The 26,757-nt window shown below is 65.7% G+C and carries 24 protein-coding genes, 1 tRNA gene and 2 riboswitches; of the genes, 9 read left to right on the top strand and 16 right to left on the bottom strand.

The window, feature by feature from the left end:
* Positions 1–55: 55 nt before the first annotated feature.
* The 3 genes from J7E80_RS08320 to J7E80_RS08310 all read right to left on the bottom strand — a co-directional run bounded on the left by J7E80_RS08320 (position 56) and on the right by J7E80_RS08310 (position 4,299).
* Positions 56–772: a hypothetical protein gene (locus J7E80_RS08320; protein ID WP_311380787.1), complete on the bottom strand. Its 717-nt coding sequence runs from the start codon at positions 770–772 to the stop codon at positions 56–58.
* 20 nt (positions 773–792) lie between these two features.
* A complete protein-coding gene (pcrA, locus tag J7E80_RS08315; RefSeq protein ID WP_215050999.1) occupies positions 793–3,351 on the bottom strand; it encodes a DNA helicase PcrA in 2,559 nt (852 codons plus the stop codon).
* A gap of 99 nt (positions 3,352–3,450) precedes the next feature.
* On the bottom strand, positions 3,451–4,299 hold the full coding sequence (locus J7E80_RS08310; RefSeq protein ID WP_215050998.1) for an inositol monophosphatase family protein: 849 nt from the start codon (positions 4,297–4,299) through the stop codon (positions 3,451–3,453).
* Between the two features lie 109 nt (positions 4,300–4,408).
* Between J7E80_RS08310 and J7E80_RS08305 the strand changes: the two genes are divergently transcribed.
* Complete coding sequence (locus tag J7E80_RS08305) at positions 4,409–5,059, top strand: hypothetical protein (protein ID WP_215050997.1); 651 nt, start codon at positions 4,409–4,411, stop codon at positions 5,057–5,059.
* Between the two features lie 21 nt (positions 5,060–5,080).
* Here the strand turns inward: J7E80_RS08305 and J7E80_RS08300 are convergent, their stop codons facing one another.
* Entirely contained in the window at positions 5,081–5,851 is a 771-nt protein-coding gene (locus tag J7E80_RS08300; RefSeq protein ID WP_215050996.1) for a hypothetical protein, read from the bottom strand.
* An 86-nt stretch (positions 5,852–5,937) separates the two neighbouring features.
* Between J7E80_RS08300 and J7E80_RS08295 the strand changes: the two genes are divergently transcribed.
* From J7E80_RS08295 to J7E80_RS08285, 3 genes are all read left to right on the top strand, one after another.
* Positions 5,938–6,010, top strand: a tRNA-Arg gene (locus tag J7E80_RS08295).
* A 1-nt stretch (position 6,011) separates the two neighbouring features.
* Positions 6,012–6,545: a DUF6314 family protein gene (locus J7E80_RS08290; protein ID WP_396020733.1), complete on the top strand. Its 534-nt coding sequence runs from the start codon at positions 6,012–6,014 to the stop codon at positions 6,543–6,545.
* Positions 6,542–6,973 (top strand): NUDIX domain-containing protein, encoded by a 432-nt coding sequence (locus J7E80_RS08285; RefSeq protein ID WP_215050995.1) that lies wholly within the window; start codon positions 6,542–6,544, stop codon positions 6,971–6,973. Before J7E80_RS08290 ends, J7E80_RS08285 begins: the two co-directional genes overlap by 4 nt.
* Before the next feature lie 414 nt (positions 6,974–7,387).
* Here J7E80_RS08285 and J7E80_RS08280 read toward each other — a convergent pair whose 3' ends face one another.
* Positions 7,388–9,301, bottom strand: a complete 1,914-nt coding sequence (locus tag J7E80_RS08280) for an ABC transporter ATP-binding protein (protein WP_215050994.1) — start codon at positions 9,299–9,301, stop codon at positions 7,388–7,390.
* Positions 9,298–10,962, bottom strand: coding sequence for an ABC-F family ATP-binding cassette domain-containing protein (locus J7E80_RS08275; protein ID WP_215050993.1), 1,665 nt, complete (start codon positions 10,960–10,962; stop codon positions 9,298–9,300). The genes J7E80_RS08280 and J7E80_RS08275 overlap by 4 nt, the downstream gene beginning before the upstream one ends.
* Positions 10,963–11,155: 193 nt before the next feature.
* Here J7E80_RS08275 and J7E80_RS08270 point away from each other — a divergent pair, with 193 nt between their 5' ends.
* The 5 genes from J7E80_RS08270 to J7E80_RS08250 all read left to right on the top strand — a co-directional run bounded on the left by J7E80_RS08270 (position 11,156) and on the right by J7E80_RS08250 (position 15,359).
* Positions 11,156–11,980: a hypothetical protein gene (locus tag J7E80_RS08270; protein ID WP_215050992.1), complete on the top strand. Its 825-nt coding sequence runs from the start codon at positions 11,156–11,158 to the stop codon at positions 11,978–11,980.
* Positions 11,977–12,723 carry a hypothetical protein gene (locus J7E80_RS08265; protein ID WP_215050991.1) on the top strand — a complete coding sequence of 249 codons (747 nt, stop codon included), beginning with the start codon at positions 11,977–11,979 and terminating at the stop codon, positions 12,721–12,723. The genes J7E80_RS08270 and J7E80_RS08265 overlap by 4 nt, the downstream gene beginning before the upstream one ends.
* 340 nt (positions 12,724–13,063) lie before the next feature.
* Complete coding sequence (locus tag J7E80_RS08260; protein ID WP_215050990.1) at positions 13,064–13,882, top strand: amino acid ABC transporter substrate-binding protein; 819 nt, start codon at positions 13,064–13,066, stop codon at positions 13,880–13,882.
* Positions 13,883–14,548, top strand: a complete 666-nt coding sequence (locus J7E80_RS08255; protein WP_215050989.1) for an amino acid ABC transporter permease — start codon at positions 13,883–13,885, stop codon at positions 14,546–14,548.
* Positions 14,535–15,359 (top strand): amino acid ABC transporter ATP-binding protein, encoded by an 825-nt coding sequence (locus tag J7E80_RS08250; RefSeq protein ID WP_251036635.1) that lies wholly within the window; start codon positions 14,535–14,537, stop codon positions 15,357–15,359. Before J7E80_RS08255 ends, J7E80_RS08250 begins: the two co-directional genes overlap by 14 nt.
* 19 nt (positions 15,360–15,378) lie before the next feature.
* Here the strand turns inward: J7E80_RS08250 and J7E80_RS08245 are convergent, their stop codons facing one another.
* From J7E80_RS08245 to J7E80_RS08205, 10 genes are all read right to left on the bottom strand, one after another.
* The gene (locus tag J7E80_RS08245) at positions 15,379–18,408 is read right to left on the bottom strand and encodes a glycoside hydrolase family 38 C-terminal domain-containing protein (RefSeq protein ID WP_215050988.1); all 3,030 of its coding nucleotides are present in this window, start codon (positions 18,406–18,408) and stop codon (positions 15,379–15,381) included.
* A 175-nt stretch (positions 18,409–18,583) separates the two neighbouring features.
* Positions 18,584–19,456: a formate dehydrogenase accessory sulfurtransferase FdhD gene (fdhD, locus tag J7E80_RS08240; RefSeq protein WP_215050987.1), complete on the bottom strand. Its 873-nt coding sequence runs from the start codon at positions 19,454–19,456 to the stop codon at positions 18,584–18,586.
* Positions 19,457–19,571: 115 nt separating this feature from the next.
* The gene (locus J7E80_RS08235) at positions 19,572–21,104 is read right to left on the bottom strand and encodes a molybdopterin molybdotransferase MoeA (RefSeq protein ID WP_251036634.1); all 1,533 of its coding nucleotides are present in this window, start codon (positions 21,102–21,104) and stop codon (positions 19,572–19,574) included.
* Positions 21,101–21,451: a DUF6457 domain-containing protein gene (locus J7E80_RS23745; RefSeq protein ID WP_251036633.1), complete on the bottom strand. Its 351-nt coding sequence runs from the start codon at positions 21,449–21,451 to the stop codon at positions 21,101–21,103. The genes J7E80_RS08235 and J7E80_RS23745 overlap by 4 nt, the downstream gene beginning before the upstream one ends.
* Positions 21,452–21,488: 37 nt before the next feature.
* Complete coding sequence (locus J7E80_RS23740) at positions 21,489–22,160, bottom strand: NTP transferase domain-containing protein (protein WP_311380786.1); 672 nt, start codon at positions 22,158–22,160, stop codon at positions 21,489–21,491.
* A 24-nt stretch (positions 22,161–22,184) separates the two neighbouring features.
* Entirely contained in the window at positions 22,185–22,685 is a 501-nt protein-coding gene (locus J7E80_RS08225) for an HNH endonuclease (RefSeq protein ID WP_215050986.1), read from the bottom strand.
* Positions 22,686–22,929: 244 nt separating this feature from the next.
* Positions 22,930–23,688, bottom strand: a complete 759-nt coding sequence (locus tag J7E80_RS08220; RefSeq protein WP_215050985.1) for an NlpC/P60 family protein — start codon at positions 23,686–23,688, stop codon at positions 22,930–22,932.
* Positions 23,689–23,786: 98 nt separating this feature from the next.
* Positions 23,787–24,467 carry a C40 family peptidase gene (locus J7E80_RS08215; RefSeq protein WP_215050984.1) on the bottom strand — a complete coding sequence of 227 codons (681 nt, stop codon included), beginning with the start codon at positions 24,465–24,467 and terminating at the stop codon, positions 23,787–23,789.
* 52 nt (positions 24,468–24,519) lie between these two features.
* Positions 24,520–24,713: riboswitch (cyclic di-AMP (ydaO/yuaA leader) on the bottom strand.
* A gap of 114 nt (positions 24,714–24,827) precedes the next feature.
* Positions 24,828–25,646, bottom strand: coding sequence for a M23 family metallopeptidase (locus tag J7E80_RS08210; RefSeq protein ID WP_215051062.1), 819 nt, complete (start codon positions 25,644–25,646; stop codon positions 24,828–24,830).
* A 10-nt stretch (positions 25,647–25,656) separates the two neighbouring features.
* Positions 25,657–25,899: riboswitch (cyclic di-AMP (ydaO/yuaA leader) on the bottom strand.
* 124 nt (positions 25,900–26,023) lie between these two features.
* The gene (locus J7E80_RS08205) at positions 26,024–26,719 is read right to left on the bottom strand and encodes a metal-dependent transcriptional regulator (protein WP_215050983.1); all 696 of its coding nucleotides are present in this window, start codon (positions 26,717–26,719) and stop codon (positions 26,024–26,026) included.
* Positions 26,720–26,757: the final 38 nt, after the last annotated feature.

The following is a 26,757-nucleotide window of genomic DNA, read 5'->3' as shown; positions in this document are numbered from 1 at the left end:
CTACCTGTTATGTGAGTAAGGACACTATTCTATGCGGCGTAGAAAAACCGCATGATTACGGGGATTTTGAGGCCCTGGTCGGTGCAGTGGAGGCCTTTTTCGTACCCTCCGCGACGAGTTCGTAATGATTGCGGCTGACGAAGAACGCAACGCCCCCGGAGACGTTGCCGCAGGCCACGCCGTCATTGTAGGCGGAGCACCTCAGACCGTTGCGTTCGAGGTTTCCGCCGTCGGGCAGGACGGGCAACCGGGCAATCCGGCCGTCCCGGCTGCCTCGGGGCCCATATTCGGCTTCCATGCCGGTGACGCCGGACCGGCATTCGCCGTAACTGGCCCGGGCAGGCGTGAGCAGGGCCACCCCGCCAAGATAGCCCAGCCCTGTTCCGGCGCAGTTGTCCCTGATATCCGCGGCTTCGGGCTGCGGATACACCGCCAGCTCGCAGTGCGCCACGGGAACCGTGTCCAGTTTCCTGTTGGCCGGGTCACTGAAATTGTTCAGCTCGTACGGCAGGTTCACATGCCCCCCGCGCGCTGACGTCAGGGCGCACACCACGTTCCGGTCAGCCGTGACGAATGCCAGCACGTCCTCCTCTGCGGCGAACCCGGCGGCATCGGACAGCGGGGCCTGCTTGAGCTGTTCGAGGGCCGGCAGGGGTGGCGGCGGCGTGTATTCGGGATCCGGTACAGTGACGGAACAGCCTGTGGCAGCCAGCAGGCCGAACGCCGCCAGCGTCAAAGCCAGGCGGAGAGGCTCGGCAGGGCGAACGGGCACGGCAGGGCGAACCGCCATGGTCAGGCGTCGAGCTTGGTCAGCGGCGCGTAGCGCAGCAGCAGCCGTTTCTCGCCGACGTCGAACTTCACTTTCGCCACTGTCTTGTCCCCCGCACCTTCCAGCGCCAGCACAGTCCCGTTGCCAAAGCTGGTGTGATTGACCTTGTCTCCCACGCTGACGGCGACAATCTCTTTCTGCGGCTGCACGCGGTTCTTCGCGATGGCGGCGGGAATGTCTGCATTGAAGCCCGCCGATGCGTCGGCCTTGGCGCCGCGGGCTGTCCCCGCGCCCCAGAAGGAACCGCCGTAGCGGCTGGAGCCGATGGATGCCCCGCTCCCCCAACCGCCGGCCTGCCTGCTGATGCCCTCGCGCTTCCACTCCACCAGTTCGGAGGGGATTTCCTCGAGGAACTGGCTTGCCGGGTTGTACTGGCTCTGGCCCCACATGCTGCGCACCTCGGACCGGGTGACGTAGAGCCGCTTCCGCGCCCGTGTCAGGCCGACATAGGCCAGCCGGCGTTCTTCGGCCAGTTCCTTGGGGTCGGTGGCGGAGCGCTGATGCGGGAACAGTCCGTGCTCCATTCCGGTCAGGAACACCACGGGGAACTCGAGGCCCTTGGCCGTGTGCAGCGTCATGAGGGTAACGACGCCGAGGCGCTTGGCCTCGGCCACCGCGGCATCGATGTCGGCTCCCGGGGCGTCCGGAATCTGGTCGGCGTCGGCCACAAGGGAGACCTGCTCCAGGAAGGCGGCCAGGGAACCGTCGGGGTTGTCCTGTTCGTATTCACGCACGACGGCGACCAGTTCCGCCAGGTTTTCCACCCGGGATTCGTCCTGCGGATCCGTGCTGGAACGGAGCCCGGCGAGGTAGCCGGTCTGTTCCAGCACCGCTTCGAGCGCAGCGGCTGCACCGGAGCCTGCAGCGACCTCGGCGAGGTCGTCGAGGAGCTTCACGAAGCCCAGCACGGCGTTGACCGAGCGGGTGGCCATCCCGGGTGCCTGCTCGGCGCGGCGGGCTGCGGCCATGAAGGAGGTCCGTTCCCGTTCGGCCAGGGCCGCCACAGCCCCTTCGGCACGGTCGCCAATCCCGCGCTTGGGTTCGTTGAGAACGCGGCGCAGGTTGACGTCGTCGTCCGGGTTGACCAGCACACGCAGGTAGGCGAGGGCGTCCTTGATTTCCTTGCGCTCGTAGAACCGGGTGCCGCCGACCACCTTGTACGGCAGGCCCACCCGGACCAGGACGTCCTCTATGGAACGCGACTGTGCGTTGGTGCGGTAGAAGATGGCGACATCCCCGGGACGGAGGTTGTCCTCGTCCTGCAGGCGGTCAATCTCCTTGGCGATGAACTGGGCTTCGTCGTGCTCGTTCTCCCCCACATAGCCGATGATCTTGTGGCCTTCGCCCTCGGCGGTCCACAGTCTCTTCTCGGGGCGGTTGGGGTTCCGCGAAATGACGGAATTCGCCGCGCTCAGGATGTTCTGGGTGGAGCGGTAGTTCTGTTCGAGCTTGATGGTGCGGGCGTCCGGGTAGTCGTTCTCGAACTCCACGATGTTGCGGATATCGGCACCGCGGAACGCGTAGATGGACTGGTCGGAGTCGCCGACGACAGTGAGTTCCGCGGCCCCCTCGCCTTCGCCCACGATTTCGCGGACCAGGGCGTACTGCGCATGGTTGGTGTCCTGGTATTCGTCAACGAGGACGTGCCGGAACCGCCGGCGGTAGGAATCGGCCAGCGCCGGGAAGGCACGGAACATGTAGACGGTCTCGGCAATGAGGTCGTCGAAGTCCATGGCGTTGGCCTGGCGCAGCCGCTGGGTGTAGCCCTTGAAGACTTCGGCCACGGCCTGTTCAAACGGATCGTTGTAGTTTGCCGCGGATGCGTACGAATCGGCGTCGATCAGCTCGTTTTTGAGCGCCGAGATCTTGTGCTGGATGGCTTTGGGCGCAAACTTTTTGGGATCGAGGTCCAGGTTCTTGGCAACGAGCGTGATGAGCCTGAGCGAATCGGCGGAGTCGTAGATGGAGAAGTTGGATTTCAGTCCCACATTGGCGGCCTCGCGGCGCAGGATCCGCACGCAGGACGAGTGGAACGTGGAGATCCACATGGTCTTGGCCCGGCCGCCCACGAGGGCTTCGATGCGTTCCCGCATCTCGGCGGCGGCCTTGTTGGTGAACGTGATGGCCAGAATCTCGCCGTGGTGGGCACGCTTCGTGGCAATCAGGTAGGCGATCCGGTTACTGAGCACGCGGGTCTTGCCCGAGCCCGCGCCCGCCACAATCAGCAGCGCGCTGCCGGCGTGCTTGACGGCCTCTTCCTGCTGCGGGTTCAGACCCTCCAGCAGGGCGCCGGCGTCGGGCAGCCGGGGCCGTTCCCGATCACCGGGTGCGGCCCCGGCTGCTTCCCGCGGACCGGGTTCCCCCGAGGCGGGGCCCGCGGGGACAGCTCCCGGCGGGACAGGTCCTGGCCCGCCGAATCCAGCCGGCGTCAGCCCTGATTCAGGGCGCGACTTGGTAAGGGCGGCTGCCTGGGCGCCTGCCTTGAAGGGTCCGTCAGCGTACGGGTCAAACAACATATCCATGGTGACTACAAGTCTAGGCGGTGGGGCCGACACTGGATTCCGCCCTGTGGATGACGCAGGACGCGGCCCCGAAAATCGGGACCACCACGTACAAAAAGGCTAGTCCACGGAGCCTGACTCGAGGGCCGCACGCAACTGGTGAACCGCCGTCGCGCCTCCTGCCATGAACCATTCCAGGCCATTCACGTAGGTTGTTCCCACGGCGCCGCCGGCGGCGAGCACGATCGCTTTCCCCGGAAGCCAGTCCCACTCGGGGCAGCTGTGCTGGAACCAGCAGCCAAGCTCACCGTCGGCCACGCGCCCCAGGTCGCACGATCCCGAACCGAGCATGCGCAGCGTGGCGGCGGAAGTGGCGGCGGCGTGCCAGGGCATGGCGCACATGGGGTCGGCCAGCCAGCGTGGGTGGATGTAGGTGGCGGCACCGATGTCAGAGAGCGGGGCGGCGCTGCGGTCGATCCCGTTTGTCTGGAACGTCGTGAGCGGATCGCCGTTGAGCGTGGATGCACGGCCCGGGCCGCCGAGCCATAGCTTGTCCTCTTCGGGCTGGAAGATGGCCCCGAGCAGCACGTCGGACTCGTTTTTGAGGGCAATCGCGGAGCACCAGTAGCTGGAACCGTTCATGAAGTTGTAGGTTCCGTCCACGGGATCGATCACCCAGGTGCGGCCGCTGCTTCCGCGGACGGCTGCACCTTCCTCGCCGAGGACGCCGTCGTCGGGCCGGCAGCGCTGCAGCTGTTCCAGCACATAGGCCTCGGCGGCATGGTCCGCTGCAGTGACGATGTCGGAAACCGAGGTCTTGCGCTGGGAGTCAAGGCCGCCCTGCCGCATCATCAGCGCCAGCATTCCTGCTTCACGGACCAGCGCGGACGCCAGCTCAAAGTCGTCGAGGGCGGGGCTCAGGTTGGCCGCGCTGTGTTTGCCCAGTTTGTGTCTTCCAAGTTCCGTCACGGTCCCCAGCCTATCGTCCACCGGCAGTGAACAGGCGACCGGCCAGGGCGCCAGCCCAGCGTTCACGGGTCACCGTCTCCCGGGCGGACGGGGGGGCGATAATGGACCCATGGCCAAGACACCTGCACAGCGGATCAAGAAGCACGGCGCAAAGGCCGCGGTTCCCCAGCACCACCTGCCGCCGGTAATAAACCCCACCACGGCCCGGACGCCGGAAAAGGCGCAGAACAACAGCAACGTGATCATCATCGCTGGCGTGGTGGCCAGCCTGTTCCTGTTCTGGTACCTCCACCTGCTCACGCTGAACCAGCTCACCCAGCTGTCCGGCGGCCTGCCCATGCCCGATTCACAAGTCGGCGGCTTTGACCAGGGTTTCGCTGAACAACTGCGCCGGGCCTTGGACGGCGACGCCCGCGGGCAGCTCAACTACCTCCACAAGACGGCCGGCACGCTGTTCCCGCTGGTTTTTGGCTTCACGTGGCTGCTCCTGATCGGCACGAATGTGGCCCGGAAGGCGCTCCGCTGGGCGCTGTGGTCACTGCCGCTGCTGTTCGTAGTGGCCCGGCTGTGGGGCAACGTCGCCATTGACGCGATGGTGGCCGATCCCACTCTCGACGCCGGGCAGGTCGCTCTGGCTTCGTTCCTCACCGTTGCCGGCTGGGTACTTCTGGTGCTGAACCTCCTCGCCGGCGGCGCCGCCGTCTTCCTGGGTCGCATGCCCTCGAAGCAGGCTCCCCAAACCAGTCCCGCGAAGGACTAGTACCGCGAGTAGTCCGGCCTGCTAGGCAGCACGGGCCCGGACGGCCTTTCGGACTGCGCGTTCGTGGTGGACGCGCTGGGCAACGACGAGGCCTGCCGCTGCCAGGCCGATCGTGATCGGATAACCCATCAGCCGCTCCAACGTACCGGGTTCCGGCACGTTCATGCCGGTCACACCCCCGGTGACCAGGGCGCTGAAGGACACGATGCCGCACGCGAGGATGAACCAGCCCATCGGTGTCTGCCGCAGCCACAGGCAGCCCAGCAGAAGCAGCGCGAAGGACCCGGCGGCGAAGTACATCACGGCACCCGAAAAGTGCCAGCCGGAGCCCACATCCTCGGGCACGAGCCCCACAATGATGGTTCCGGTGCCGGCCGTTCCGGTGAAAAGACGCGTGCCAATGGCCGCGAACCACGGCACCTCACGGGTATGGCGTGCCGCAACCCGCACACCGGGCCGGGCGGCAATCCGCAGCAGCGCCGAACTCAACAGCAGGGCCCCCAGGAGCATTCCCATGCCCTGCACCACGAAAGATGCGTTCATCAGCGGGTGCAGCGGCGAGCAGACATTGCGTCCGTCAAAAACGCCGCAATGAACGGCGCCGAGATCGCTGATGAAGCCGGTCCGGCGGTCGTAGGGCTCGGGGCCGGCCCAGGCCCCGATCACGGCCGCCTCCGCCACGAAATACTGGACCACGCTCAGCACGGCCCAGGCCCCAATGTACTGCCTGGTGGAGGCGGTATCGGGCAGGAATGTTGCCCGGGCGGAGGGTGCTTGTGCTGCGGCGGCCATGCCAAGAGCGTAGTACGCGCCGGCACCTTGTATGCTTGTAAGCGTGTCCGAACGGGCCGGCCCCCAGCCGGCGGCGGCGGACGCCCGCCCTCGTAGCTCAGTGGATAGAGCACGGCTCTCCTAAAGCCGGTGTCGTTGGTTCGATTCCAATCGAGGGCACTTGAATGTGCAGCCGTATTCCGGGCTCCGCGCCTATCTGCTAGGCACGTCCCAGACAAGCGCGTCCGAGGGGCGCTGGTCCGTGGAACGGACCCTTTTCGACCGCGCTGCGGGCACCCGCGGAACCTTTACCGGCGTCGTGATTTTTTCCGAAACGGACGACGGCGGCGGGCTGCGCTTCCATGAGGAAGGCACCGTGCGCTGGCCTGCTTCGGGCGGCGGGACCTTTGCCGGCCCTGCCACGCGGGAGTACCTCCTCAGGCCCACGGACTCCCCCGACGCCCTGGACATGACTTTCCCCGACGGCCGTCCGTTCCACCGGATGAGCTTCTCCGCGGATTCGAGCCAGGACCAGCACTGGTGCGATCCGGATACCTACCGTGTCACCTACGCGCTCCTGGGTCCCGACGCGTTCAGCTATGTCTGGGACGTCACGGGACCCCGCAAGGACCTGCTGCTGGAGTCCGTCCTGCGGCGCCAGACTGTGCCCGGGGAGGCGCCGCAGGGGCCCGGGGAGCTAAGCTCGACGTCGTGAATCCCCGCATCATCGTCTCCGCCGTGTGTGTCTACGACACCGCCGGCCGGCTCCTGACCGTCCGCAAGCGCGGCACGGACAAGTTCATGCATCCCGGAGGGAAGCCCGAGCCCGGTGAGACGGCGGTCCAGGCGGCCGCCCGGGAGCTCGAGGAAGAGGTCGGGATTGTTGTCGACCCGCGCGAGCTCCAGCTGATGGGCGTATGGCTGGCGGACGCGGCGAATGAGGCCGCCACTGAAATCGAGGCCACGGTTTTCAGGGCGCCCGGCACCTGGATTGCCCATCCGTCAGCCGAGATCGCGGAAATCCGCTGGCTGGACCTGGAGGCAGAGCTGCCCGCCGACCTCGCGCCCTTGCTGACTGACCACATCCTTCCCGCGCTGGCCGCGCTGGCCGCGCTGGACGCCCGGGGCACCACCCACCCCTGACCTGACTTCGCGCCCTATGGCAGTCCTTACCGGTCGGCTTCCCATGGAGAGTGAAATTGAGTTGCTGTTCACCTAGCCGGAGGGATCCCGTAGCCAGGCATCTCCCAGCGTTTAGGTCCAAGAGGGCCGAACTCATCGAGTGGCCAGAGCCGAAGACGCCAGACGTCCCCTGGGTTCGTTGAGCCGGCCAGCCGTAGTTGACGAACCCGCGACCGCTCGCTTCCAGTACAAAGTGGTCAGCGCGGACAGCGCAATCGACACTGTTCAAGGTCGATGATTCAAGAGAGATCAAACCCCTATCGTCGACGACTATGGCGTCTTCCGACACCTGTTGCCAGAGATCCCGGTCGGTAGGCGGACGAGCATCCCAGACCTCGACATCCACAACCGTCGTACAACCCGGCTGATGAATGGCTAGAGTTCCGGGACTGCTTCCTCGGCCACCGCGCTGGCCTCCGCGAACTGCGTGCGGTACAGCTCGGCGTAGCGGCCGTCGGCGGCGAGCAGTTCCGTGTGCGTGCCGCGCTCCACGATCGCACCGTCCTCCACCACCAGGATCACGTCCGCTGCACGGATCGTGGAGAGCCGGTGGGCAATCACGACGGCGGTGCGTCCCTCAAGTGCCGCACCGAGAGCCGCCTGCACGGCGGCTTCGTTGGTGGAGTCCAGCGCGGCCGTCGCCTCGTCGAGAATGACCACCCGGGGCTGGGCGATCAGCAGCCGGGCAATGGTGAGACGCTGGCGTTCCCCACCGGACAGGCGGTAGCCACGCTCTCCGACCACAGTCTCCAGGCCGTCAGGCAGCGAACGGATCATGTATTCGAGCCGGGCCTGGCGCAGCACGTGCCACATCTCCTCCTCGGTGGCATCCGGACGGGCCAGCCGCAGGTTGGAGGCGATGGATTCGTGGAACAGGTGACCATCCTGGGTGACCATGCCCAGCGTGGCCCGCATGGAGTCGAAGGTGAGGTCGCGGACGTCCAGCCCTGTTGCGGCACCATGGCCGCCGAGGCGCACGGCGCCGGAGTCGACGTCGTACAGCCGTGCCAGCAGCTGGGCGATGGTGGACTTGCCCGCTCCCGAGGAGCCGACGAGCGCCACGGTCTGGCCAGGTTCCACTCGGAAGCTGATGCCGTGCAGCACCTCTTCCCCGCCGCGTGTATCGAGCGTGGAGACCTCCTCCAGCGACGCAAGGGAGACCTTGTCCGCGGACGGGTATGCGAACCGTACGTCGTCGAATTCGACGGCGACGGGCCCCGGCGGGACCTCCAGGGCATCGGGCTTTTCCTGGATGAGAGGCTTGATGTCGAGGATTTCGAAGACGCGCTCAAAGCTGACCAGGGCGCTCATGATCTCCACCCGGGCGTTGGACAGCGCGGTGAGCGGCGCGTAGAGGCGCGTGAGCAGCAGTGCCAGCACAACGACGTCGCCCGGCGCGAGCTGGCCTTCAATGGCGAGCCAGCCGCCCAGCCCGTAGACGAGTGCCAGCGCCAGGGCCGAAACCAGCGTCAGCGCCGTCACGAACGTGTACTGCAGCATGGCGGTTCGCACGCCGATGTCCCGGACGCGGCCAGCCCGCACGGCAAACTCGCGGGATTCGTCCTCGGGGCGGCCGAAGAGCTTCACCAGCGTGGCACCCGGGGCTGAGAAACGCTCCGTCATCTGCGTGCCCATGGCGGCGTTATGCTCGGCGGCTTCACGGCGCAGGTCGGCCAGCTTGGAGCCCATCCGCCGGGCGGGGATGAGGAAGATCGGCAGCAGGACCATGGCCAGTACGGTGACCAGCCAGGAAGTGTTGAGCATGACCACGAGGGTCAGAATGAGCGCCACCATATTGCTGACCACCCCGGACAGCGTTCCTGCGAAGGCCGACTGGGCACCGATGACGTCATTGTTGAGCCTGCTGACGAGGGCGCCCGTGCGGGTCCTCGTGAAGAAGGCGATGGGCATTTTCTGCACGTGGTCGAACACCCGGGTGCGGAGGTCAACGATCACACCCTCGCCGATGGTGGATGAGAGCCAGCGGCTCACCATCCCCAGCGCGGCCTCGGCAACGGCCACCCCGGCGATCAGGGCGGCCAGCCGGATCACTTCACCGGTGCCGGCGCTGGCCACGATGGCGTCCACCACCTGGCCGGCCAGCACGGGAGTTGCCACCGCGAGGAAGGCCATGGCAATGGACACCACCACGAAGGCAATCAGCTTGCCCCGGTGCGGGCGCGCGAAGCCCAGGACGCGTTTCAGCGTCTCCTTGGAAAACGGCTTGGAACCGCTCTTGGCCCGGGTGATGTTGTGCAGCGAGCGCCAGGCGACGCCATCCATGCTCATCGTTTGAACTCCGTCTTGCCCGTCATGAATTCGGAGACGACGCCGCTGTCCACGTTCCAGCGCGCATCGAGCCGGACGTTTTCCAGCAGCCGGCGGTCGTGCGTGACCAGCAGCAGGGCGCCCTCGTAGCTTTCCAGGGCCTCTTCCAGCTGTTCGATGGCCGGGAGGTCCAGGTGGTTGGTGGGTTCGTCCAGGACCAGCAGGTTCACGCCCCGGGCCTGCAGGAGGGCCAGGGCGGCGCGGGTGCGTTCCCCCGGCGACAAGGAATCGACCGTGCGGGAAGTATGGTCCGCCTTCAGCCCGAACTTGGCCAGCAGGGTACGCACCTCGGCCGGCGTCTGTTCGGCCAGCACCACTTCGACGGCGTCGCCCAGGTTCAGGTGGCCTGCCAGCAGCCCGCGGGCCTGGTCGATCTCACCGACAGCCACCGAAGCGCCTCTGGAAGCGTCACCGGCGTCCGGCTTCTGCACTCCCAGCAGCAGGCGGAGCAGCGTCGACTTGCCGGCGCCGTTTGGACCGGTGATGCCGATCCGTTCGCCGGCGTTGAGCTGGAGGTTTACCGGCCCCAGCGTGAAGCTCCCCTGCCGGACCACGGCGTCGCGGAGCGTTGCCACCACGGAACTGGAGCGCGGCGCCTGGCCGATGCTGAACTGCAGCTGCCATTCCTTCCGCGGCTCCTCCACCACGTCCAACCGGGCGATGCGAGACTCCATCTGCCGGACCTTCTGCGCCTGCTTTTCCGACGATTCGGTGCTCGCTGCGCGCCGGATCTTGTCGTTGTCCGGGCTTTTCTTCATCGCGTTCCGGACGCCCTGCGAGCTCCACTCGCGCTGGGTCCGGGCCCGGGACACCAGATCCGCCTTCGTGGAGGCGAACTCCTCGTAGCGTTCGCGGGCGTGCCGGCGGGCCACTGCGCGCTCCTCCAGGAACGCCTCGTAGCCGCCGTCGTAGACCGCCACGGAATTCTGGGCGAGGTCCAGTTCGACGATGGTGGTCACGCAGCGGGCCAGGAACTCGCGGTCGTGAGAGACCAGCACGGCGCCGCCGCGCAGGCCCTGCACAAAGGACTCCAGCCTGGCGAGGCCGTCCAGGTCCAGGTCGTTCGTGGGCTCGTCCAGGAGGACGACGTCGAACCGGCTCAGCAGCAGGGCGGCGAGCGCCACGCGTGCCGCCTGGCCACCGGAAAGGCCCGTCATTTCCGCATCCGCTCCGACGTCCAGGCCGAGATCGGCGAGGACGGGCGCGATGCGCTCGTCAAGGTCAGCGGCGCCGGACGCCATCCAGCGGTCGAACGCCGAGGAGTACGCATCGTCCGCGCCGGGGGCTCCCCCGCCAAGCGCTTCGGCAGTGGCCTCCATCTCCGCGGTGGCTTGGGCGCAGCCGGTGCGGCGGGCAATGTAGGCTGCCACCGTCTCGCCGGCAACCCTCTCATGTTCCTGCGGGAGCCACCCCACGAAGGCATCCGACGGAGCCAGGCTCACAGTTCCCTCCTGCGGCTGGTCCACGCCGGCAAGGAGGCGGAGCAGCGTTGATTTGCCGGCTCCGTTGGCCCCGACCACGCCCATCACATCACCGGGGGCCACCGTCAGGGAAAGCTTTGAGAAGAGGGTGCGGTGATCATGGCCGCCCGCAAGGTCTTTGGCAACAAGGGTTGCAGTCATTAATCCATCCTCTCACCGCCGCCCGCATCGGCATGAAATACCGGCGGCATGAAAGAACCCGCTGGTCCGGACTTGGGGGGTATACGGACCAGCGGGTTCGAGCAACTAGCATAGTTGAAGCTGCGGGCTGGGTAAAATCGAGACTACTGGCAGCTACCATCGTGCCAACCCATCGTTCAGCAGAGAGCGTTCCATGCCACTCCCCGCCAAAGCGTTTCAGCGCTGGCTGCACGGCATTGCACCTGACACCAGCATGGCCGACGTCTGCAGGCTGTCAAAGGTCAAGCGAACCACGCTGGCCCAGCAGCTCGTCCGGGGCAAAGTGGCCGAGGCGACGGTGGTCAGCATCAGCCGGGCCTTCGGCGTGAATCCGGTGGATTCGCTGGCGTACTTTGAGAACTACCGCGACCTTGCCGGACCCCAGATCCCGCCCTCTCCACAGGAACTGGTCAGCCAGATTGCCACTGTCGACCTGCTCCGCGCGGTCATCGCGCGCTCCACCCCCGCTGTCGAAGCTGGGGCCGAGGCTGAGGCAGAAGCCGGCACCCCGGCCGGCCTTGAGACCGGAGCAGGCCAGGGCACGGGACCAGCGGGTTCCGCAGGTCCCCGGCGTCCCGGGCCGCTGGAGCTCAGCCCAGCCCCGCATGCAACTTCCGTGAAGAACTGGGTGGACGCGATCGACGACGGCGAACTCCGGCACCGCGTCTCCGCCGCCACGGGCATTGCCCCACAGAACTACTCCGCACAGCTGACCGCGAACCGTCTTGCCCCCGAAGTGGCCATTGCCACCTCCCGGGCTGCCGGCGTCGGACTCACCGGCGGACTGGTGGCCACGGGACTGATCACGGAAGAGGAAGCCAACTGGGAGCCGGGCGCGCGGCAAGCTGCGCTGGACAGGCTGACCGACGGCGAACTCACGGCCCTCGCGGGAGAACGCCTCCAGGCGCTCGGGAAAATGCTGCGGCGCCAGGAACAAGACCAAGAACAAACGGAAAAGATTTGGGAGAACCTCGGATGATCGAGACACTGCAGTGGACCACCCTGATCGTGTGTGGGGCTGCGGCGCTGTCGCGGATCCCCAACCTGATCCACAAGAAGAACAGATCGCTCTTCTATATTTTCGCGTTGCTGACCGTTGCCACGCTGTTGAGCATCAAGGGTCCCTATGCGGCAATTGACGGCCTGCTCGGAAACACCAATGTGGCCAATCTGCTCCTGCGGTTCATTATCTTCGGGACCATCTACTTCCTCGGCATCCGGATCGCCAAGGCGTTCGGAGATACTTACGGACTCCAGCTCATCCGAGGGCGGGCCGGCTATGTGGTCCTGGCGGCGATATCCGCCGCCCTGATAGTCCTCTTTGCCCTGCTGGATACTGAGGGGTCATCGGCGGGGATGGCGGCCGTCAGCATGAAGGATGAACGGAACGCTACCCTCGTGGAGTACTACGGCGCTGCAGGTCGCGCATACCCGGCCTACGTTTGCCTTGCCATACTGCCTGCCATGCTGCGCGGCGTTCGCAGCAGCCTGCCGGTCATGCTCCGGCTCGGGGCCCTGCTGCTGGCGATCGGAGCGGCAGCGATCACCCTCAGCCTACTTTTCCCGCTCATTCCGCAGTCCCTGGGCTCCGTGGAGTTCATCATCAATTACACCGCCATTTTGTGCTTCGTCTTTGGGCTGACGCTGATCTGGCTCGCCAGGCTGCGGGCGGGCAGGACGGTCACGGCCCATCCGGGGCGGCCTTCCGCCGGCCGTGGATAGCGGCCAAAGCGCCGCCCGGAAAGTCATCTACCGAAAGGCAGCCATATGGGATTCACAAAATCATTAGACCGTGAGAGAATCATGAATGTGTGAAAGCAGCTGCTGCCTGGCCCTTCCGTCAAGATCGGGCCGTGGCGCCTGCTGGAGCACGCATTGGGGGGATGAGTGGTGGCGGCCGTTGGGGACCGCCCCCACTCAGCCTGTTTAAAGGCGCTGGTTCCCGCCCCGTAAGATGGCGAAATAAAAGGGCTTCACCCGGACGTTGCAAGGGGTAGTCTCGCGGGTGTTTGGCTTTGGCCGCCGTGAAAAGCCCTCAGCAGCCAGCAGATGAAGGAACGCCATGAACCGTCTCAGTACCCGCCGCAGTGCAATCGCAGCCGCTCTCGCCGCCCTGGCCCTGGCGCTGTCCGGCTGCGGCGGTTCGCAGACGCCGACGGCGACAACCGGCTCGGACACGTCGCTGAGCGATGTGAAATCCAAGGGCGAGATCGTCATCGCCACCGAGGGGACCTACAAGCCGTTCAGCTTCCACGCCAAGGGAGCCGGCGAGCTCACCGGCTTCGACGTCGAGATCGCCAAGGCCGTCGCGGACAAACTGGGCGTGAAGGCCAAGTTCGAGGAAACCCAGTTCGACGGCATCTTCGCCGGCCTCGACGCCAAGCGCTTCGACACCATCGCGAACCAGATCTCCATCAATCCCGAACGCAAAGCGAAGTACGAATTCTCCGCCCCGTACACCGTCTCCACTGGTGTGATCGTGACGAAGGCCGACAACAACAGCATCACCGGCTTCGAAAGCCTCAAGGGCAAGACCACGGCACAGTCGCTGACCAGCAACTTTTACAAAATCGCTGTGGACGCCGGTGCCAATGTCCAGGCCGTGGAAGGTTGGGCGCAGGGCGTGACCCTGGTCCGGCAGGGCCGCGTGGACGCCATCGTCAATGACAAGCTCACCTACCTCGACTACGCGAAGACCAACCCGGACTCCGGGCTGAAGATCGCCGCCGAATCGACGGAAAAGACAGAAAGCGCCTTCGTCTTCCGCAAGGGTTCCACGGAACTCACCGCCGCTGTGGACAAGGCCCTGGCTGATCTTCGTGCCGACGGCACCCTGGCCAAGATCTCGGAGAAGTACTTCGGCGCGGACGTCACCAAGTAAATGCCGTTCAACTGGGACCTCGTCTGGAGCTCCTTCGGCCCGATCATCGCGGGAGCCGTCACAGGCACCATCCCGCTGACCTTGGCTTCCTTCGCCTTCGGCCTGGCCCTGGCACTGCTCGTGGCGCTCATGCGGCTCAGCCGGAACGCGGTCATGTCGGGGGCGGCCAGGTTTTACGTCTCAGTGATCCGCGGCACGCCGCTGCTGGTGCAGCTTTTCGTGATTTTCTACGGCCTGCCCAGCCTGGGGGTGAAGCTCGATCCGTGGCCGAGCGCCATCATCGCGTTCTCGCTGAACATCGGCGGCTATGCCGCCGAAGTGATCCGGGCGGCCATCCTTTCGGTGCCCAAGGGTCAGTGGGAGGCAGGGCACACCATCGGCATGTCGCGCGGTCAGTCGTTGCGCCGCATCATCCTGCCGCAGGCCGCTCGGGTGTCCGTGCCCCCGCTCTCCAACACCTTCATTTCGCTGGTCAAAGACACCTCCCTGGCGTCGCTGATCCTGGTCACAGAGCTTTTCCGGAACGCCCAGCAGATCGCTGCCTTCAGCCAGGAGTTCATGGTGCTGTACCTCGAGGCCGCACTGGTCTACTGGGTCATCTGCCTGGCGCTGTCCTCGGGGCAATCCGTCCTCGAAAAGAGATTGGACCGCTATGTCGCCCACTAGCCAGTCCGCCGGCCAGCCAGCCGGCGCCGGCTCGCCCCAGCCCAAGCCGGTGCTGTCCGTGCGCAACCTGGCCAAGGCCTTCGGCAGCAATGTGGTGCTCCGGGACATTGACCTCGATGTGCGCCGCGGTAACGTGGTGGCCCTCATCGGGCCCTCGGGTTCCGGCAAGACCACCGTGCTCCGTTCGCTGAACGGATTGGAAACGCCCGACGCCGGCACCGTCACCTTCGCGGACACCGCCACCGGCAAGGACCTCTCGCTCGACTTCTCGTCCAGGGTCGCCAAGAAGGACATCTCGGACCTGCGCGACCGCAGCGCCATGGTCTTCCAGCACTACAACCTCTTTCCGCACATGACCGTCTTGCAGAACGTGATTGAGGGCCCGGTCCAGGTGCAGAAGCGGAAGCGTGCCGAAGCTGTCGCGGAGGCGGAGAAGCTGCTGGCGCGGGTGGGCCTGGCCGACAAGCGCGACGCCTACCCGTTCGAACTGTCCGGCGGGCAGCAGCAGCGGGTGGGGATTGTGCGTGCCCTGGCCCTGAAGCCCCAGCTGCTGCTGTTCGACGAACCCACGTCCGCCCTTGACCCGGAACTGGTGGGCGATGTCCTGGGTGTCATCCAGGAACTGGCCGAGGAAGGCTGGACCATGGTGATCGTCACCCACGAGCTCGCCTTCGCCCGGCAGGTGGCCGATGAGGTCATCTTCATGGACGGCGGCGTGGTGGTGGAACGGGGCCCGGCTGCCGAAGTCCTCCGGGCGCCGCGCCAAGAGCGCACCCGCCAGTTCGTCAAGCGGCTGCTGCACGAGTTCTAGCTGTATTGCCCGCTGGCTGTCAGCGCACGAACCTGAGGGTGACCAGCTGGAACGGGCGCAGCACGAGGTCCGCTGAATTCTTTCCCGCAGCGACTCCCGGCGCCTCAATCCTCCGCTCCAACAGGTCCACGGCGTGGACCTGCTTGGTGGGGAAGTTAGCCGTGACATGCCCCGTGGAGCGTTCGCCCAGCGACTCGTACAGACGCACGATGACGTCCCCGGACCCGTCCTCCGCCAGCTTCACGGCCTCAACCACCAGCGCCACGCTGTCCACGGAGACCAGCGGCTCGACCGCGTGCCCGCCCCGCATTTTCCGCGGGGCGAGGTTGGCGAGGTAGCCCTCTTCGACAGCCTCTGCAATTCCTGCGCCGGGGCGGATCCAGACGTCCAGAACGTGCCTGCCACGGTCTGCCTGGGGGTCAGGGAACTTCGCCGCACGCAACAGGGAGAGTCGGACGGTGGTGGTGGTGCCGCCGTCGTCCCTGATGCTCCTGGCAACATCGTGCCCGTAGGTGGAGGCATTGGCTATGGCCACGCCATAGCCGGGTTCTGCGACGTGGATCCAGCGGTGCGCGCAGATCTCGAACTTGGCCGCCTCCCAGGAAGTATTGACATGGGTGGGCCGGAAAACATGCCCGAACTGCGTCTCGGCGGCTGAGCGGTCAGCCCTGAGATCCAGCGGGAACCCCAGCTTGAGCAGCTTTTCGCGCTCCTGCCAGTCGACCTCGGTGGAGATGCCGAGCGAGCTGCTCCCCGAAGCCATCCTGATGCGCTGCGTGATGCGTGAGGCGCCCGTAAGACGTTCAACCACGACGACGGCGTCACCGCCCTGCCGCTCCAGCGTCACCGAGGCCGCTTCGGTCAGTGACGTGACGTTCCGCCGGTAGAACTCGTCAATGTCCCAAGCGTCCCATTCGTTGGGGGTGTCGCGGTGAAGTTCCAGGTGGTTGCCGAACTGACCCGGGGCGATGGCTTCCCTGCCGCTCGCGTGATCGCGCAGCGACGTCAGCAGGCCATTGGCGTCCAGCACGGCACGGATGATGCCGTTGTCCAGCAGGAAGCCGCCGTCCCGGGCGGCTACCTGCACGGAGGTCTCCGGCCCCGGAGGCGGAGCGGCGGCCGCGAGCGCCGCAACCCCGTTGCGTTCGTGCGGGCCCGCGTTGAGCAGAAACTCCTCGCTGCCCTCCCCCAGTGCGGCGGCCCCAGCCTGGGCGATGAGCTCTTCGAGTCCCTTGGCGATGGCGGCGTAATTCCGTTCGGCGTCCTGGTGCACCCAGGCGATGGAACTGCCGGGCAGGATGTCGTGGAACTGCTGGAGGAGGACAAGCCGCCACAGCCGTTTCAGTTCGGCTGCGGGATAGGTGAAGGCACCGCCGGTGCGGATCGCAGCAGTGGCGCACCACAATTCGGCTTCACGGAGCAGATGCTCGCTGCGCCTGTTCCCCTGCTTGGTCCGGGCCTGGCTGGTGTAGGTTCCACGGTGGAGTTCGAGGTACATTTCCCCCACCCACACGGGCAGCGCCGTGTACTCGGCCTCTGCCTGCTCGAAGAAGCTGCGCGCCGTTCCGATCCGGACTTTCGGCGAACCCTCCAGATCCGCTGCGCGGTGGGCGGCGGCGAGCATCTCGCGGGTCGGGCCGCCTCCGCCGTCGCCGTATCCGAAGGGGACCAGCGAGATGGTGCCGTGGCCGTGGTCCCGGTAGTTCCGTTCGGCGTGGGCGAGGTCCCGGGCGGTGAGCTCGGAGTTGTAGGTGTCCACGGGCGGGAAGTGGGTGAAGAGCCGGGTGCCGTCGATCCCCTCCCAGTTGAAGGTGTGGTGCGGCATCCGGTTGATCTGGTTCCACGAGATCTTCTGGGTGAGGAACCACTGGCTGCCCGCGGCTTTGACGATCTGCGGCAGGGCGGCGGAATAACCGAACGAGTCCGGAAGCCACGCCTCCTGGCAGTCGATGCCGAATTCGTCCAGGAAGAAGCTTTTGCCCTCGAGGAACTGCCGCGCCATGGCTTCCCCGCCCGGCATGTTGGTGTCGGATTCAACCCACATGCCGCCGACGGGAACGAACTGGCCGGATTTCACTTTCTCCCGGATCCGCCCGAACAGCTCGGGATAAAACTGCTTGATCCATGCCATCTGCTGCGCTGAGGAGCACGAGAACACGAAGTCCGGATCATCGTCCATGAGTGCGACCACGTTCGAAAAGGTGCGCGCGCATTTCCTCATGGTCTCCCGGACAGGCCACAGCCATGCGGAATCGATGTGCGCATGCCCGGTGGCGAGCAGCTGGTGGGCTGAGCCGTAGGCGGGCCGGGCCAACACCCCGGCCAGTGCTGCCCGGCCGGCAGCTGCGGTACCAGCGACGTCGTCCGGATCCATGATGTCCATCATCCGCTCCAGAGCGCGGAGGATCTCGTGGCGGCGCGGCAGCTCCATGGGCAGCTCGTGCATCAGCCCTCTGAGGGTCGCAATGTCCTGCTGCAGCTCCCAGACGGACCGGTTGAGTTCAGCGATGGCAATGCTGCCAAAGCGGTACTGCGGCAGGTTCCCGGCTGTTGCCTTGTCCCCGTAGGGCGTGGCCGCGAAGGTCCATCCCTGGGCGACATCAGGGTTGGACGCCGCCTCCACATAGAAGTCAACGGCCATCCCGCTGCCCAGAAGCTTGAGCGGAATGTACTGGTTGCGTGGCGAAATTGCCTTGATGATGCTGCCGTCCGGCCGCCAGGCCGTCCCTTCACACTGGAATCCGGGGATCTCGGTGGTGAACCCCAGGTCCACGACCATCTCCACCTCGGTGTCCGGCGCCGTGCCCCAGGAATCAGGAACCTCGCCCTGCAGGCGCAGCCAGGTGGTGCCCCAGGGGCGGCCCCAGGCGGCGCCGTGTTCCTGCGGCCGGAAATCCTGGCGCAGGGCCTCCATCACGGGGACAGGCTCGTCCGGGACCTCCCAGCTGCTCAGAGCCAGGGGTACGCTTCGCGAGTAGATCGCGAGGGTGATCCGCTCCCTCAGGAAGCGGTCGAGACGGACTTCCGTGATCCGGCGGTCGTCGTGCAATGTCTTCCTCTTTAATTCCTGAGGCTGGGTCGCCCTGTGCCGGCTGCCTTGCCGGCCCGGGCGTCAGCAGCAGCTGATGTCCGGGCAGGTCGGCAGCCTTGAAGGGCGGATCAACGTGTCCATTCGATGGATAAAATCTACTGCGTGCAGCCTGATTAGCCAAGGCCCGCGCGTGCTACTGCGGCAGTGCCGCCGGGAGGGAAATGCGCTCGGAGCCCGCATAGACGTTGACGCTGGTGCCTCTGCTGAAGCCGGCCAGGGTAACCCCGCTAGATTCCGCGAGTTCGACGGCCAGGCTCGAAGGAGCGCTGACCGCGGCCAGCACCGGAATCCCCGCCAAGGCGGCTTTCTGCACGAGTTCAAAGGATGCGCGGCCGGAGACCTGAAGCACCGTCCCGGACAGCGGCAGGCGCCGTTCGCGCAATGCCCAGCCCACAACCTTGTCTACAGCGTTGTGCCGGCCCACGTCTTCGCGCAGACACAGTAGCCGGGCGCCGCCGTCGTCGTCGATTCTGAAAAGGCCGGCGGCGTGCACTCCACCGGTGGCATCAAAAACTGTCTGCGCTTCCCGCAGTTGGTCCGGCAGGGACGCCAGGGTCCGGACGGGTACCGTCAGCGTGTCCTGGGCCGGGCTGAAATGCGAGGACTTCCGGACTGCCTCAATCGAGTCGGTACCGCAGATCCCGCAGGAACTGGACGTGTAAACGTGGCGCCCGGTGTCCGGCAGCACCACATCCGACCGCAGCTGGGCTTCCACCACGTTGAACGTCTGGACGCCGTTTTCGTCCTCACCTGCGCAGAACCTCAGCGAGATCAGCTGGTCCGGGTCCCAGATGACCCCCTCGGACACCAGGAACCCTGCCACCAGGTCGAAGTCATCCCCCGGCGTGCGCATGGTCACCGAGAATGAAAGGTTGCCGAGCCGGATCTCCAGCGGCTCTTCCACGGCCAGGACGTCCTCCCGATGCCGGACCGGAAATTCCAGCGAAGCCGGAGAGCCGTCCAGGACATACCGGTGGATCTTGCGTCGTTGCGTCACACGTCCCATGGGGTCACCCCGGGTGTCAGCCTGTTCATGCCTCCATCATTGCAAGTGAGGTGCGCGGACACCAACGCCGTCCGTCCACCGCGGCCTAAGAATGGGCTTCAGACCAGCAATCGCATCAGTCCAGCAGTGCGCTCCAGTCCACGGGGCCGCTTTTCTCCGCGGGTTTGGCGGCAGACCGGTTTCCGGCCTTGCGCGGTGCTGTTTTGGGTTTGGGCTCGGCGGCCTTCGGCTCGGGGATGGCCGGGCCCCAGGGGAGCGCGAATGCCGGGACGGATTCTCCCAGCTGTACGGCGTGCGGCGGAACCACCATAACCCCGTCGGCGGAGGCCAGGCCGCGCATCATGCCGGGTCCGGTGTGCTGGGCGGGCGAGGCCATACCGTAGAGGAGCCGGAAGGGCATGAGGCGGGTCCGGCCGGGGTCGGGGTCGATCATGGCCCCGCAGGGCACATCCTGCACGGGCGGCATGGCGGCATGCCCCAGGGCCGCGAGAAGCGGTGCCCCTACCGTGGACAGCGCCATCATGGCCGCGAGCGGGTTACCGGGCAGTCCCAGCACAAAGCGTCCGTCCGGCAGCGCGGCAAGGACAGCTGGATGGCCGGGACGCATCGCCACGCCGTCGATCACCAGGCGTCCACCGAGTTCCGCCACCGCGCGTCTGAAGTGGTCGGTTCCGGATTGTCCGGTGCCTCCGGTGGTGATGACGACGTCGGCAGGAAGCACCGCCACCGAAGCCTCATCGGGGAGATCCGCGGGGACAGCAGCCGGCCCTTCATCCTCCAGGGCATCCAGCCATTCGCTGTAGCTGTCCCCGATCCTGACCTGTCCGGTGCAGATGCCGCCCAGCATCTCCACCACGGACGCCAGCTGCGGGCCGAAGGTGTCACGGACCTTGCCCGGTTCCGGGAGGCCGCGGTCCACGACCTCAGAACCCGTCAGGAGCAGTTTCACCACCGGTTTGCCTTGGACCGTCACGTCGTCGTAACCGGCGAGTGCGGCAAGCGCCAGGTGGGCAGGATTCAGGGCGGTACCGGCTTTAACCAGCACTTCACCGGCAACGGCTTCTTCGCCTGCCTCGCGGATGTGCTGGCCGTTGCGTGGCTCTCCGGGGCGGGCGGTGCCACCCGTGGTCAGCACCGGCAGACCTTCATCGTCGGTGGATATGACGCCGCTTTCACTGCGCAGTACGGCCTTGGCTCCGGGCGGAAGGAGTCCTCCGGTGACTATGACGCTCGCCTGGTGCGGGGCGAGCCGCTGGCCGGGTTCGGCCAGGATCCAGGGACCGGTGCCGTTGACGGCCCAGCCGTCCATCGCCGAGGACGCGTAGTGGGGCATGTCCTGCAGCGCGGTGATATCGGCAGCCAGCGTCCGGCCCAGTGCCTCCCGCAAGGGCACCGGCGCTGCGGGAATCGGCGTGGCACAGTCAAAGGCTGCTTGCCGCGCTTCCTCCCAGGTATGGGCCAGATGCTTGGCGGGCGCGCCGTCGGCAGGTGTTTCGTCGTCGGCAGAGATCCCGGACTCCGGTGTCCCGGCGTCGGCAGGTGTTTCCACCCCAGCAGGTGTCCCCGCTTCCCGTGTCCCTACCTCGTCGGGGGCATCGGCGGGGTGCGCGGCCTCGGCGGCAGGATGTCCAGGTGCGGCGGCGGTCATTCCCCCGGTGTCCCGCTGGGAGTAGCAACGCCGGTGGCTGTGCCGGAGGCCGGCGGGACGTAGTCCTCCCCTGCCTCATCGGCCGAGTACGCCTTGGACACCGAGCGGGCAACGTCCATGGCTGCCCTCATGGACGTGGCATCCGGCGCCTGGCCGGAACCTGATGCAAGACCGGCTGCGAAGCCTGCAATGAATGTGGTCAGCGGAGCCGCGGGACGCACCACCGAGTGGGCGGCAATCCCGGCGAGGGACAGCACCTCATTGACATCCACCTCCACATCTTCGAGCTCGAAGGCCCGAAGCAGCAGCCGGCACCACTCTTCAAGCGTTTCGTCCTGGCTTTTCATCCCTGCCTCCAAGTCAACTGCGGCTGCGGCGCCCGGATCATTGCTGCCGGCCGTCCACTCCTAATGCGGCAGCATCATCCCAGGTATCCACGTCATCTGTGGAGCCGGCGGGGACGGTGACAGCCTGTACGTCAAGCCTAGCAAGGAGAGCGAAAACAGACCCGTGATTGAGCGCATTCCGGGCGGAGGCGTCGTCGATGGCGGCTCTGAGTGCGGCTGTGCGGTAAAAACCGGCCAAGGGCTGGAGCCGCCCGTCGGCGGATGCCGCCATGACGCCGTCGTTTCCTTGCCTTACAACTGCCTGACTGCCAGCAATCCCAGCGTGCAAAGCCTCTTGCAGAGCCTGCACAGCCCCGGCGGCATGCGGCATGTCACAGGCCAGAATCAAGGTGTAGGCGGCCACGGCATCCTCAGCGCCGGTGGTGCCTGCGTTCCCGCCTGCCAGCGACCGGTCCGGATGCCGCAGCCGGGCGAGGCCTGCGGCTATCGCCGCAGCAGGACCAGCGAAGGGCGGGTCCTCGCGGCATGTCAGGACGCCAGGGGGAAGGCTCTGCGGTTCCGGGCCCACCACCACGATCCGGCGGGCCCCCCGGGCAGCTGAGATCGCCCGGTTTAGGAGGGTCTCGCCGTCGTAGATTAATTCGGACTTAGGGGAACCGCCGAGCCTCGAGGAGCGGCCGCCGGCAAGGATTAGCGCGTCAAATTCCACATACCCAGCGTAATGCGGGACAGGTTACGCGGCTGTTTCTGGAAGCAGGAACGGATCCCACGCCGGCGTGGGTTTCTCCAGTTCCTTAATTTGCCAGATGGTTCCAACAGGGGGCGCCGGAACGAACCGCAGCTTCCAGCCCATTTCTGCGGGGGTGTGGTCGCCCTTGATGTTATTGCAGCGGAGGCAGGCAGCAACGAGGTTTTCCCATGAGTCCGCACCGCCCCGCGATTTCGGCTGGACATGGTCAATGGTGTGGGCTGCTTTGCCGCAGTACGCGCACCGGTGCCCGTCCCGGCGAAGCACCCCTCGCCGACTCACAGCGGTCACTATGTTGTACCGGGGCCGGATGTAGCGGTTCAGGAGAATCACGGACGGGCGGCCCATGATGTCCTGCGGGCCGACGACGGGATCGTCACCTTCGGCCACGACGCTAGCTTTTCCGGTTAGCACAAGAACCAGCGCCCGGCGGAAAGTCACAACCGCCAGCGGTTCATATCCAGCATTCAGAACGAGAGTGCGCATGCACATACCTCTTCACGGCCGCACCCGGCAGAGGCGCGAGGGCCGGCTGCCCTCTGCATGTCCGGGCTATGGATCGACACCACAAGAGTAAACACTCACAGGGCAGATCGGCGAATCGGCGGAATTCCGGTCCTTCCCGCAACGGAGCCAGCCGGGCGCACCGGAAGGCGAAAGTCGGCGAAAAAGAGGCAAAAAAGGACCCCTGCCGCAGGGGCAGGGGTCCTGTTAAAGCCTTGGCTTTGTCTTAGCTGACGCGGATGAAGACCGGGCCGGAGCCGACGTTGACGCTGAACAGCGCGGTGGTTCCGCCGTTCCAGCCACCATGAACAGCCTGGCCGTTGCCGACGTAGACAGCGATGTGGGCCAGGCCCATGCCGCCGTTTTCGTAGTAGGCGAGGTCGCCCGGCTTGGCTTCGGCAGCGCTGACAGTGCGGCCCAGGGAGAGGTAACCTGCCGGCCAGCCGTGGTAGTGGATGCCCACGGCGGCCAGGGAGTTCGTGGCCAGCATGGTGCAGTCCTGCGAAACACCCAGCTGGGCGTATGCAGCAGCGGCGATCGAAGCGCCCTTGCTGCTGGCAGAGGTATTGGCTGCGGGAGCAGCTTCGACACTGGCAGCGGTTTCAACTGCCGGAGCAGCGTCAACGGCCGGAGTAGCTTCCTGAACCTGGACGACGGGCTTGGGTGCCTCGACGACGGGGGCCGGAGTGGTGGAAACAGCAGGCTTCTCATAGGAGATGGCAATGCTGGATGCAGCGGAAATGGCTTCCGGGGCAACGGACTGAACCTCAAGATTCGAAGCCGGAACCGATTCGCGCTGAACGTTGGTCTGCGCAGCGTTGGCTGCGATGCCGCTGGTCAGGACCAGCCCTGAAGCCGCAGCGATAACTGCTGCCTGGCGGCCCATGCCACCAGCGTTGTCGCCGACAGCCTTGGCAATGACAGCCAGCGAGTTGGTCTTGGTGACCTCGGCGCGGTGCCGTGCAATGGGTGCACGTGTAGTCATTTTTTCTCTCTTTCGTGTTCCCCGGGCTGCGGTAGCAGGCCGCGGGCTATGGACGCGCCGGCATCTTGGGGGTATGCCGGATCGCCCCGAATGGGTTTTTAGCGAAGGGTGAAGAAGGAGGACGTGCCCGTGGCGGACACGGCGTGCAGGATCGTTCCCTGCGAGGGGTTCAGCGCGCTGATCATCATTCCGTTGCCGACGTAGATGCCCACGTGGGCGCCGCCGTTCTGCATGACCAGGTCGCCGGGAGCGGGAGTCGAGGTGGGCTTCATGGCAGTCCACGCATTGACGCGGGGGATGCTGATGCCTGCCTGGGCGTAGACCCACTGGGTAAAGCCGGAACAGTCCCAGCCGCTGGGAGTGGTGCCACCCCAGACGTAGGGGCTGCCGATACCGGTGTAGGCGATAGCTGCCAGCCCTGACGTCGCAGCGGAGCCGGCGGCGTCGGCCACCTTGTCCGCCTTGGCCGTAAGGGATGCATCCGCCGTTGCATCGCCGCTGGACTGCACGGCAAGAGTCTCGAGAACCGGAGCCGCCTCGGTGGTGACGGCAGGACGCTCGAAGGAGACAGTTGCGGTGGGTGCGGCGGTTACAGCCAGCTGCGTGCCCTGGGATCCGGACTCCGCGGAAGCGGAGACACCGATGGTGGCGTCGGCAGCGTTAGCCGGCATGCCAATGCTCAGGACGAGCCCTGAAGCAGCTGCGATAACAGCTGCCTGACGACCTACTGTGCCAGCATTGGCGCTTACTGCCTTGGACACGGAGTCCAACGGGTTCATACGAACCGTTTGCGCACGGTGGCGCGCAAGATTGTGGCGTGAAGACACGAAGGTAGCCTCTCCCAATGCCTACGAGGTGAGCTGTCGGATTCGGATGGGAGTCACCCGGCCGCGCCGCTTCCTGGGAAGCTTTGCGACTTAACCCCAAGGCCTTCTTGCGAAGACCAAAATTGGTTCCCCCGCCTCTGCCAGACGATGTAATGCGAACGGACCTTGAGCGGTGGCAGAGTTAGGCAATCCACTCAAAGGCGTCAACTTCGGAAAAGTTGACGCGGTTTAGACGGTACAGCAGTTCAGAGTCAATGTCACATTCAGATCACGGCGTGTCACAGGAATGTGAGAGTTTTCCATCGGTTTTACTTAAAGCCAGCCGGTGGGATCAACGACTTCTCCGTTGACCATCACCTCAAAGTGGAGGTGGCAGCCCGTGGATGCGCCCGTGGTCCCACTGAGCGCCACCACGTCGCCCCGGTTGACCTTCTGGCCGACCTGGACGCTCGATGACGACAAGTGGTTGTACGTGGTTTCGAGGCCGTTGCCATGGTCGATGACAACCCTGTTGCCACCGCCGAAGGCGTGCCAGCCGACAAAAGTAACAGTGCCGCTCGCGGCGGCGAACACCTGTGTTCCGCACTCGGCGGCAAAATCCTGGCCCCGGTGGAACTCCCCCGCCCCGCCTGTGATCGGACTTACGCGATATCCGAACGGAGATGACTTGATCGCGATTGCCAGGGGAAGCCCCAGGCTACCGACGGAGGCAGCCCGTGTGATCTTCCCCGCAGACTGGGCAGTCAGGAGCTGTTTGAGCTTGCCGTCCGGGTCACCCTTTGTGGACACCGAAGTGCGGCTGAAGTCGATTTTGGCGGCTGCTTCAGCGGAAACTTCCGGCTGCGCTGCCGAAGAAAGTGCTCCGGCGGTTGCCCGTTGGTCACCGGTAGCCATGACCGGACTTGTAGCGGGGACTGTGACTGTCAGCAGGAGGCCAGTGGCGGCCAGTGCGACTCCAGCCTTCTGACCCACTCCGCTGGCGGAGGCGAAATCTGTGACCTGGCGGAAGGGACTGCGCTGCTTCCGTGCTTCGCGCTGCGCATCCCGGGGGCGTTCAGTGGCGAATACTGCGGGGGTGCGCGGCTCCGCAGCGGGACCTGCCGCGCGGCGGCGGCCCCGCGAATTCTGCATGGTCAAGAACGGTTCCTCTCTGGATAGCCTGCGAAGTTAGCTGTCGGATTCGGGTCAGAGAGATCTTCAACCCGGTCCGCCGTAGCAAGCATTTCGGCACAGGGGTATCCCGGGAGATTCCATCTGTGGAAAGTGACCTGCTGCTTGCGGACTTCACCCCAAGGCTGTTTTTCAACAGCCGATTGTGGTTCCCCCGCCTCTGCCAGTAGGTGATTCGTACTGATCCGCTGGCAGAGCTCGGCTCCAGATCAGGTAACGCTTTGGTATCGGCGTTGCTGTTTAACTATAGGCGATTAAAGTGCGCAGTAATAAATCCGTGATGTTTAAGTGCAGTCACATCTGGCTACAGATGTCAGACAGATCCGCGCGGTGCCGACTTAGCTCACACGGACGAAAACGTGTGCAGCGACTTCCGGCGGAAGCTCGAGCGCTCCCTCAATCCCCGGGACACGCACCGAGATGTACTCCCCCACCCGCTCCAGGGATACCGTAGCGCCGGGGCGGATGCCGCCTTCGTCCAGCTGGACCAGCAGTTCGGGCTCAACTTGGATAGGCTCCGCCAGGCGGCTGACCCTGACGCGCGAGTCCGGACCATATCCGGCCATGGCCTCGAGCAGGGTTATGCCGCCATCGGGGAAGTCGGAAGAGGATTCCCCACCAAGTGCCGCCAGCCCGGGAATCGGGTTGCCGTAGGGCGATTCCGTGGGGTGGTCCAGCAGTTCATAGATCCTGCGCTCCACCCGTTCGCTCATCACATGCTCCCACCGGCAGGCCTCGTCATGGACGTAGGCCCAGTCCAGGCCGATCACGTCGGCGAGCAGCCGCTCAGCAAGCCTGTGCTTGCGCATCACTTCCGTGGCGCGCTTCCGGCCCACTTCCGTCAGCTCAAGATGACGGTCATCGGAAACAACCACCAGTCCGTCCCGCTCCATCCTGCCGACGGTCTGGGAGACGGTGGGTCCTGAATGGCGGAGGCGCTCAGCGATGCGGGCGCGCAGCGCCACGATGTTCTCTTCTTCAAGCTCCAAAATGGTCCGAAGATACATCTCCGTGGTATCGATCAGATCCGTCATTCAGCTCAGCTCCTCGAGCACAGTACTTGAGTCCGTCC

The sequence above is a fragment of the Arthrobacter sp. ISL-28 genome, assembly GCF_018613875.1.
Taxonomy (GTDB): Bacteria; Actinomycetota; Actinomycetes; order Actinomycetales; family Micrococcaceae; genus Arthrobacter.
Note: the sequence above shows the minus strand (reverse complement) of the source record. Positions and strands in the feature narration are given on the sequence as shown.

Bases quoted from the DNA above. Each gene is read 5' to 3' on its own strand.
- pcrA (WP_215050999.1), bottom strand. From the start codon at position 3,351: ATGGATATGTTGTTTGACCCGTACGCTGACGGACCCTTCAAGGCAGGC.
- J7E80_RS08305 (WP_215050997.1), top strand. From the start codon at position 4,409: ATGGCCAAGACACCTGCACAGCGGATCAAGAAGCACGGCGCAAAGGCC.
- J7E80_RS08300 (WP_215050996.1), bottom strand. From the start codon at position 5,851: ATGGCCGCCGCAGCACAAGCACCCTCCGCCCGGGCAACATTCCTGCCC.
- J7E80_RS08280 (WP_215050994.1), bottom strand. From the start codon at position 9,301: ATGAGCATGGATGGCGTCGCCTGGCGCTCGCTGCACAACATCACCCGG.
- J7E80_RS08275 (WP_215050993.1), bottom strand. From the start codon at position 10,962: ATGACTGCAACCCTTGTTGCCAAAGACCTTGCGGGCGGCCATGATCAC.
- J7E80_RS08270 (WP_215050992.1), top strand. From the start codon at position 11,156: ATGCCACTCCCCGCCAAAGCGTTTCAGCGCTGGCTGCACGGCATTGCA.
- J7E80_RS08265 (WP_215050991.1), top strand. From the start codon at position 11,977: ATGATCGAGACACTGCAGTGGACCACCCTGATCGTGTGTGGGGCTGCG.
- J7E80_RS08260 (WP_215050990.1), top strand. From the start codon at position 13,064: ATGAACCGTCTCAGTACCCGCCGCAGTGCAATCGCAGCCGCTCTCGCC.
- J7E80_RS08255 (WP_215050989.1), top strand. From the start codon at position 13,883: ATGCCGTTCAACTGGGACCTCGTCTGGAGCTCCTTCGGCCCGATCATC.
- J7E80_RS08250 (WP_251036635.1), top strand. From the start codon at position 14,535: ATGTCGCCCACTAGCCAGTCCGCCGGCCAGCCAGCCGGCGCCGGCTCG.
- fdhD (WP_215050987.1), bottom strand. From the start codon at position 19,456: ATGGGACGTGTGACGCAACGACGCAAGATCCACCGGTATGTCCTGGAC.
- J7E80_RS08235 (WP_251036634.1), bottom strand. From the start codon at position 21,104: ATGACCGCCGCCGCACCTGGACATCCTGCCGCCGAGGCCGCGCACCCC.
- J7E80_RS23745 (WP_251036633.1), bottom strand. From the start codon at position 21,451: ATGAAAAGCCAGGACGAAACGCTTGAAGAGTGGTGCCGGCTGCTGCTT.
- J7E80_RS08225 (WP_215050986.1), bottom strand. From the start codon at position 22,685: ATGCGCACTCTCGTTCTGAATGCTGGATATGAACCGCTGGCGGTTGTG.
- J7E80_RS08220 (WP_215050985.1), bottom strand. From the start codon at position 23,688: ATGACTACACGTGCACCCATTGCACGGCACCGCGCCGAGGTCACCAAG.
- J7E80_RS08215 (WP_215050984.1), bottom strand. From the start codon at position 24,467: ATGAACCCGTTGGACTCCGTGTCCAAGGCAGTAAGCGCCAATGCTGGC.
- J7E80_RS08210 (WP_215051062.1), bottom strand. From the start codon at position 25,646: ATGCAGAATTCGCGGGGCCGCCGCCGCGCGGCAGGTCCCGCTGCGGAG.
- J7E80_RS08205 (WP_215050983.1), bottom strand. From the start codon at position 26,719: ATGACGGATCTGATCGATACCACGGAGATGTATCTTCGGACCATTTTG.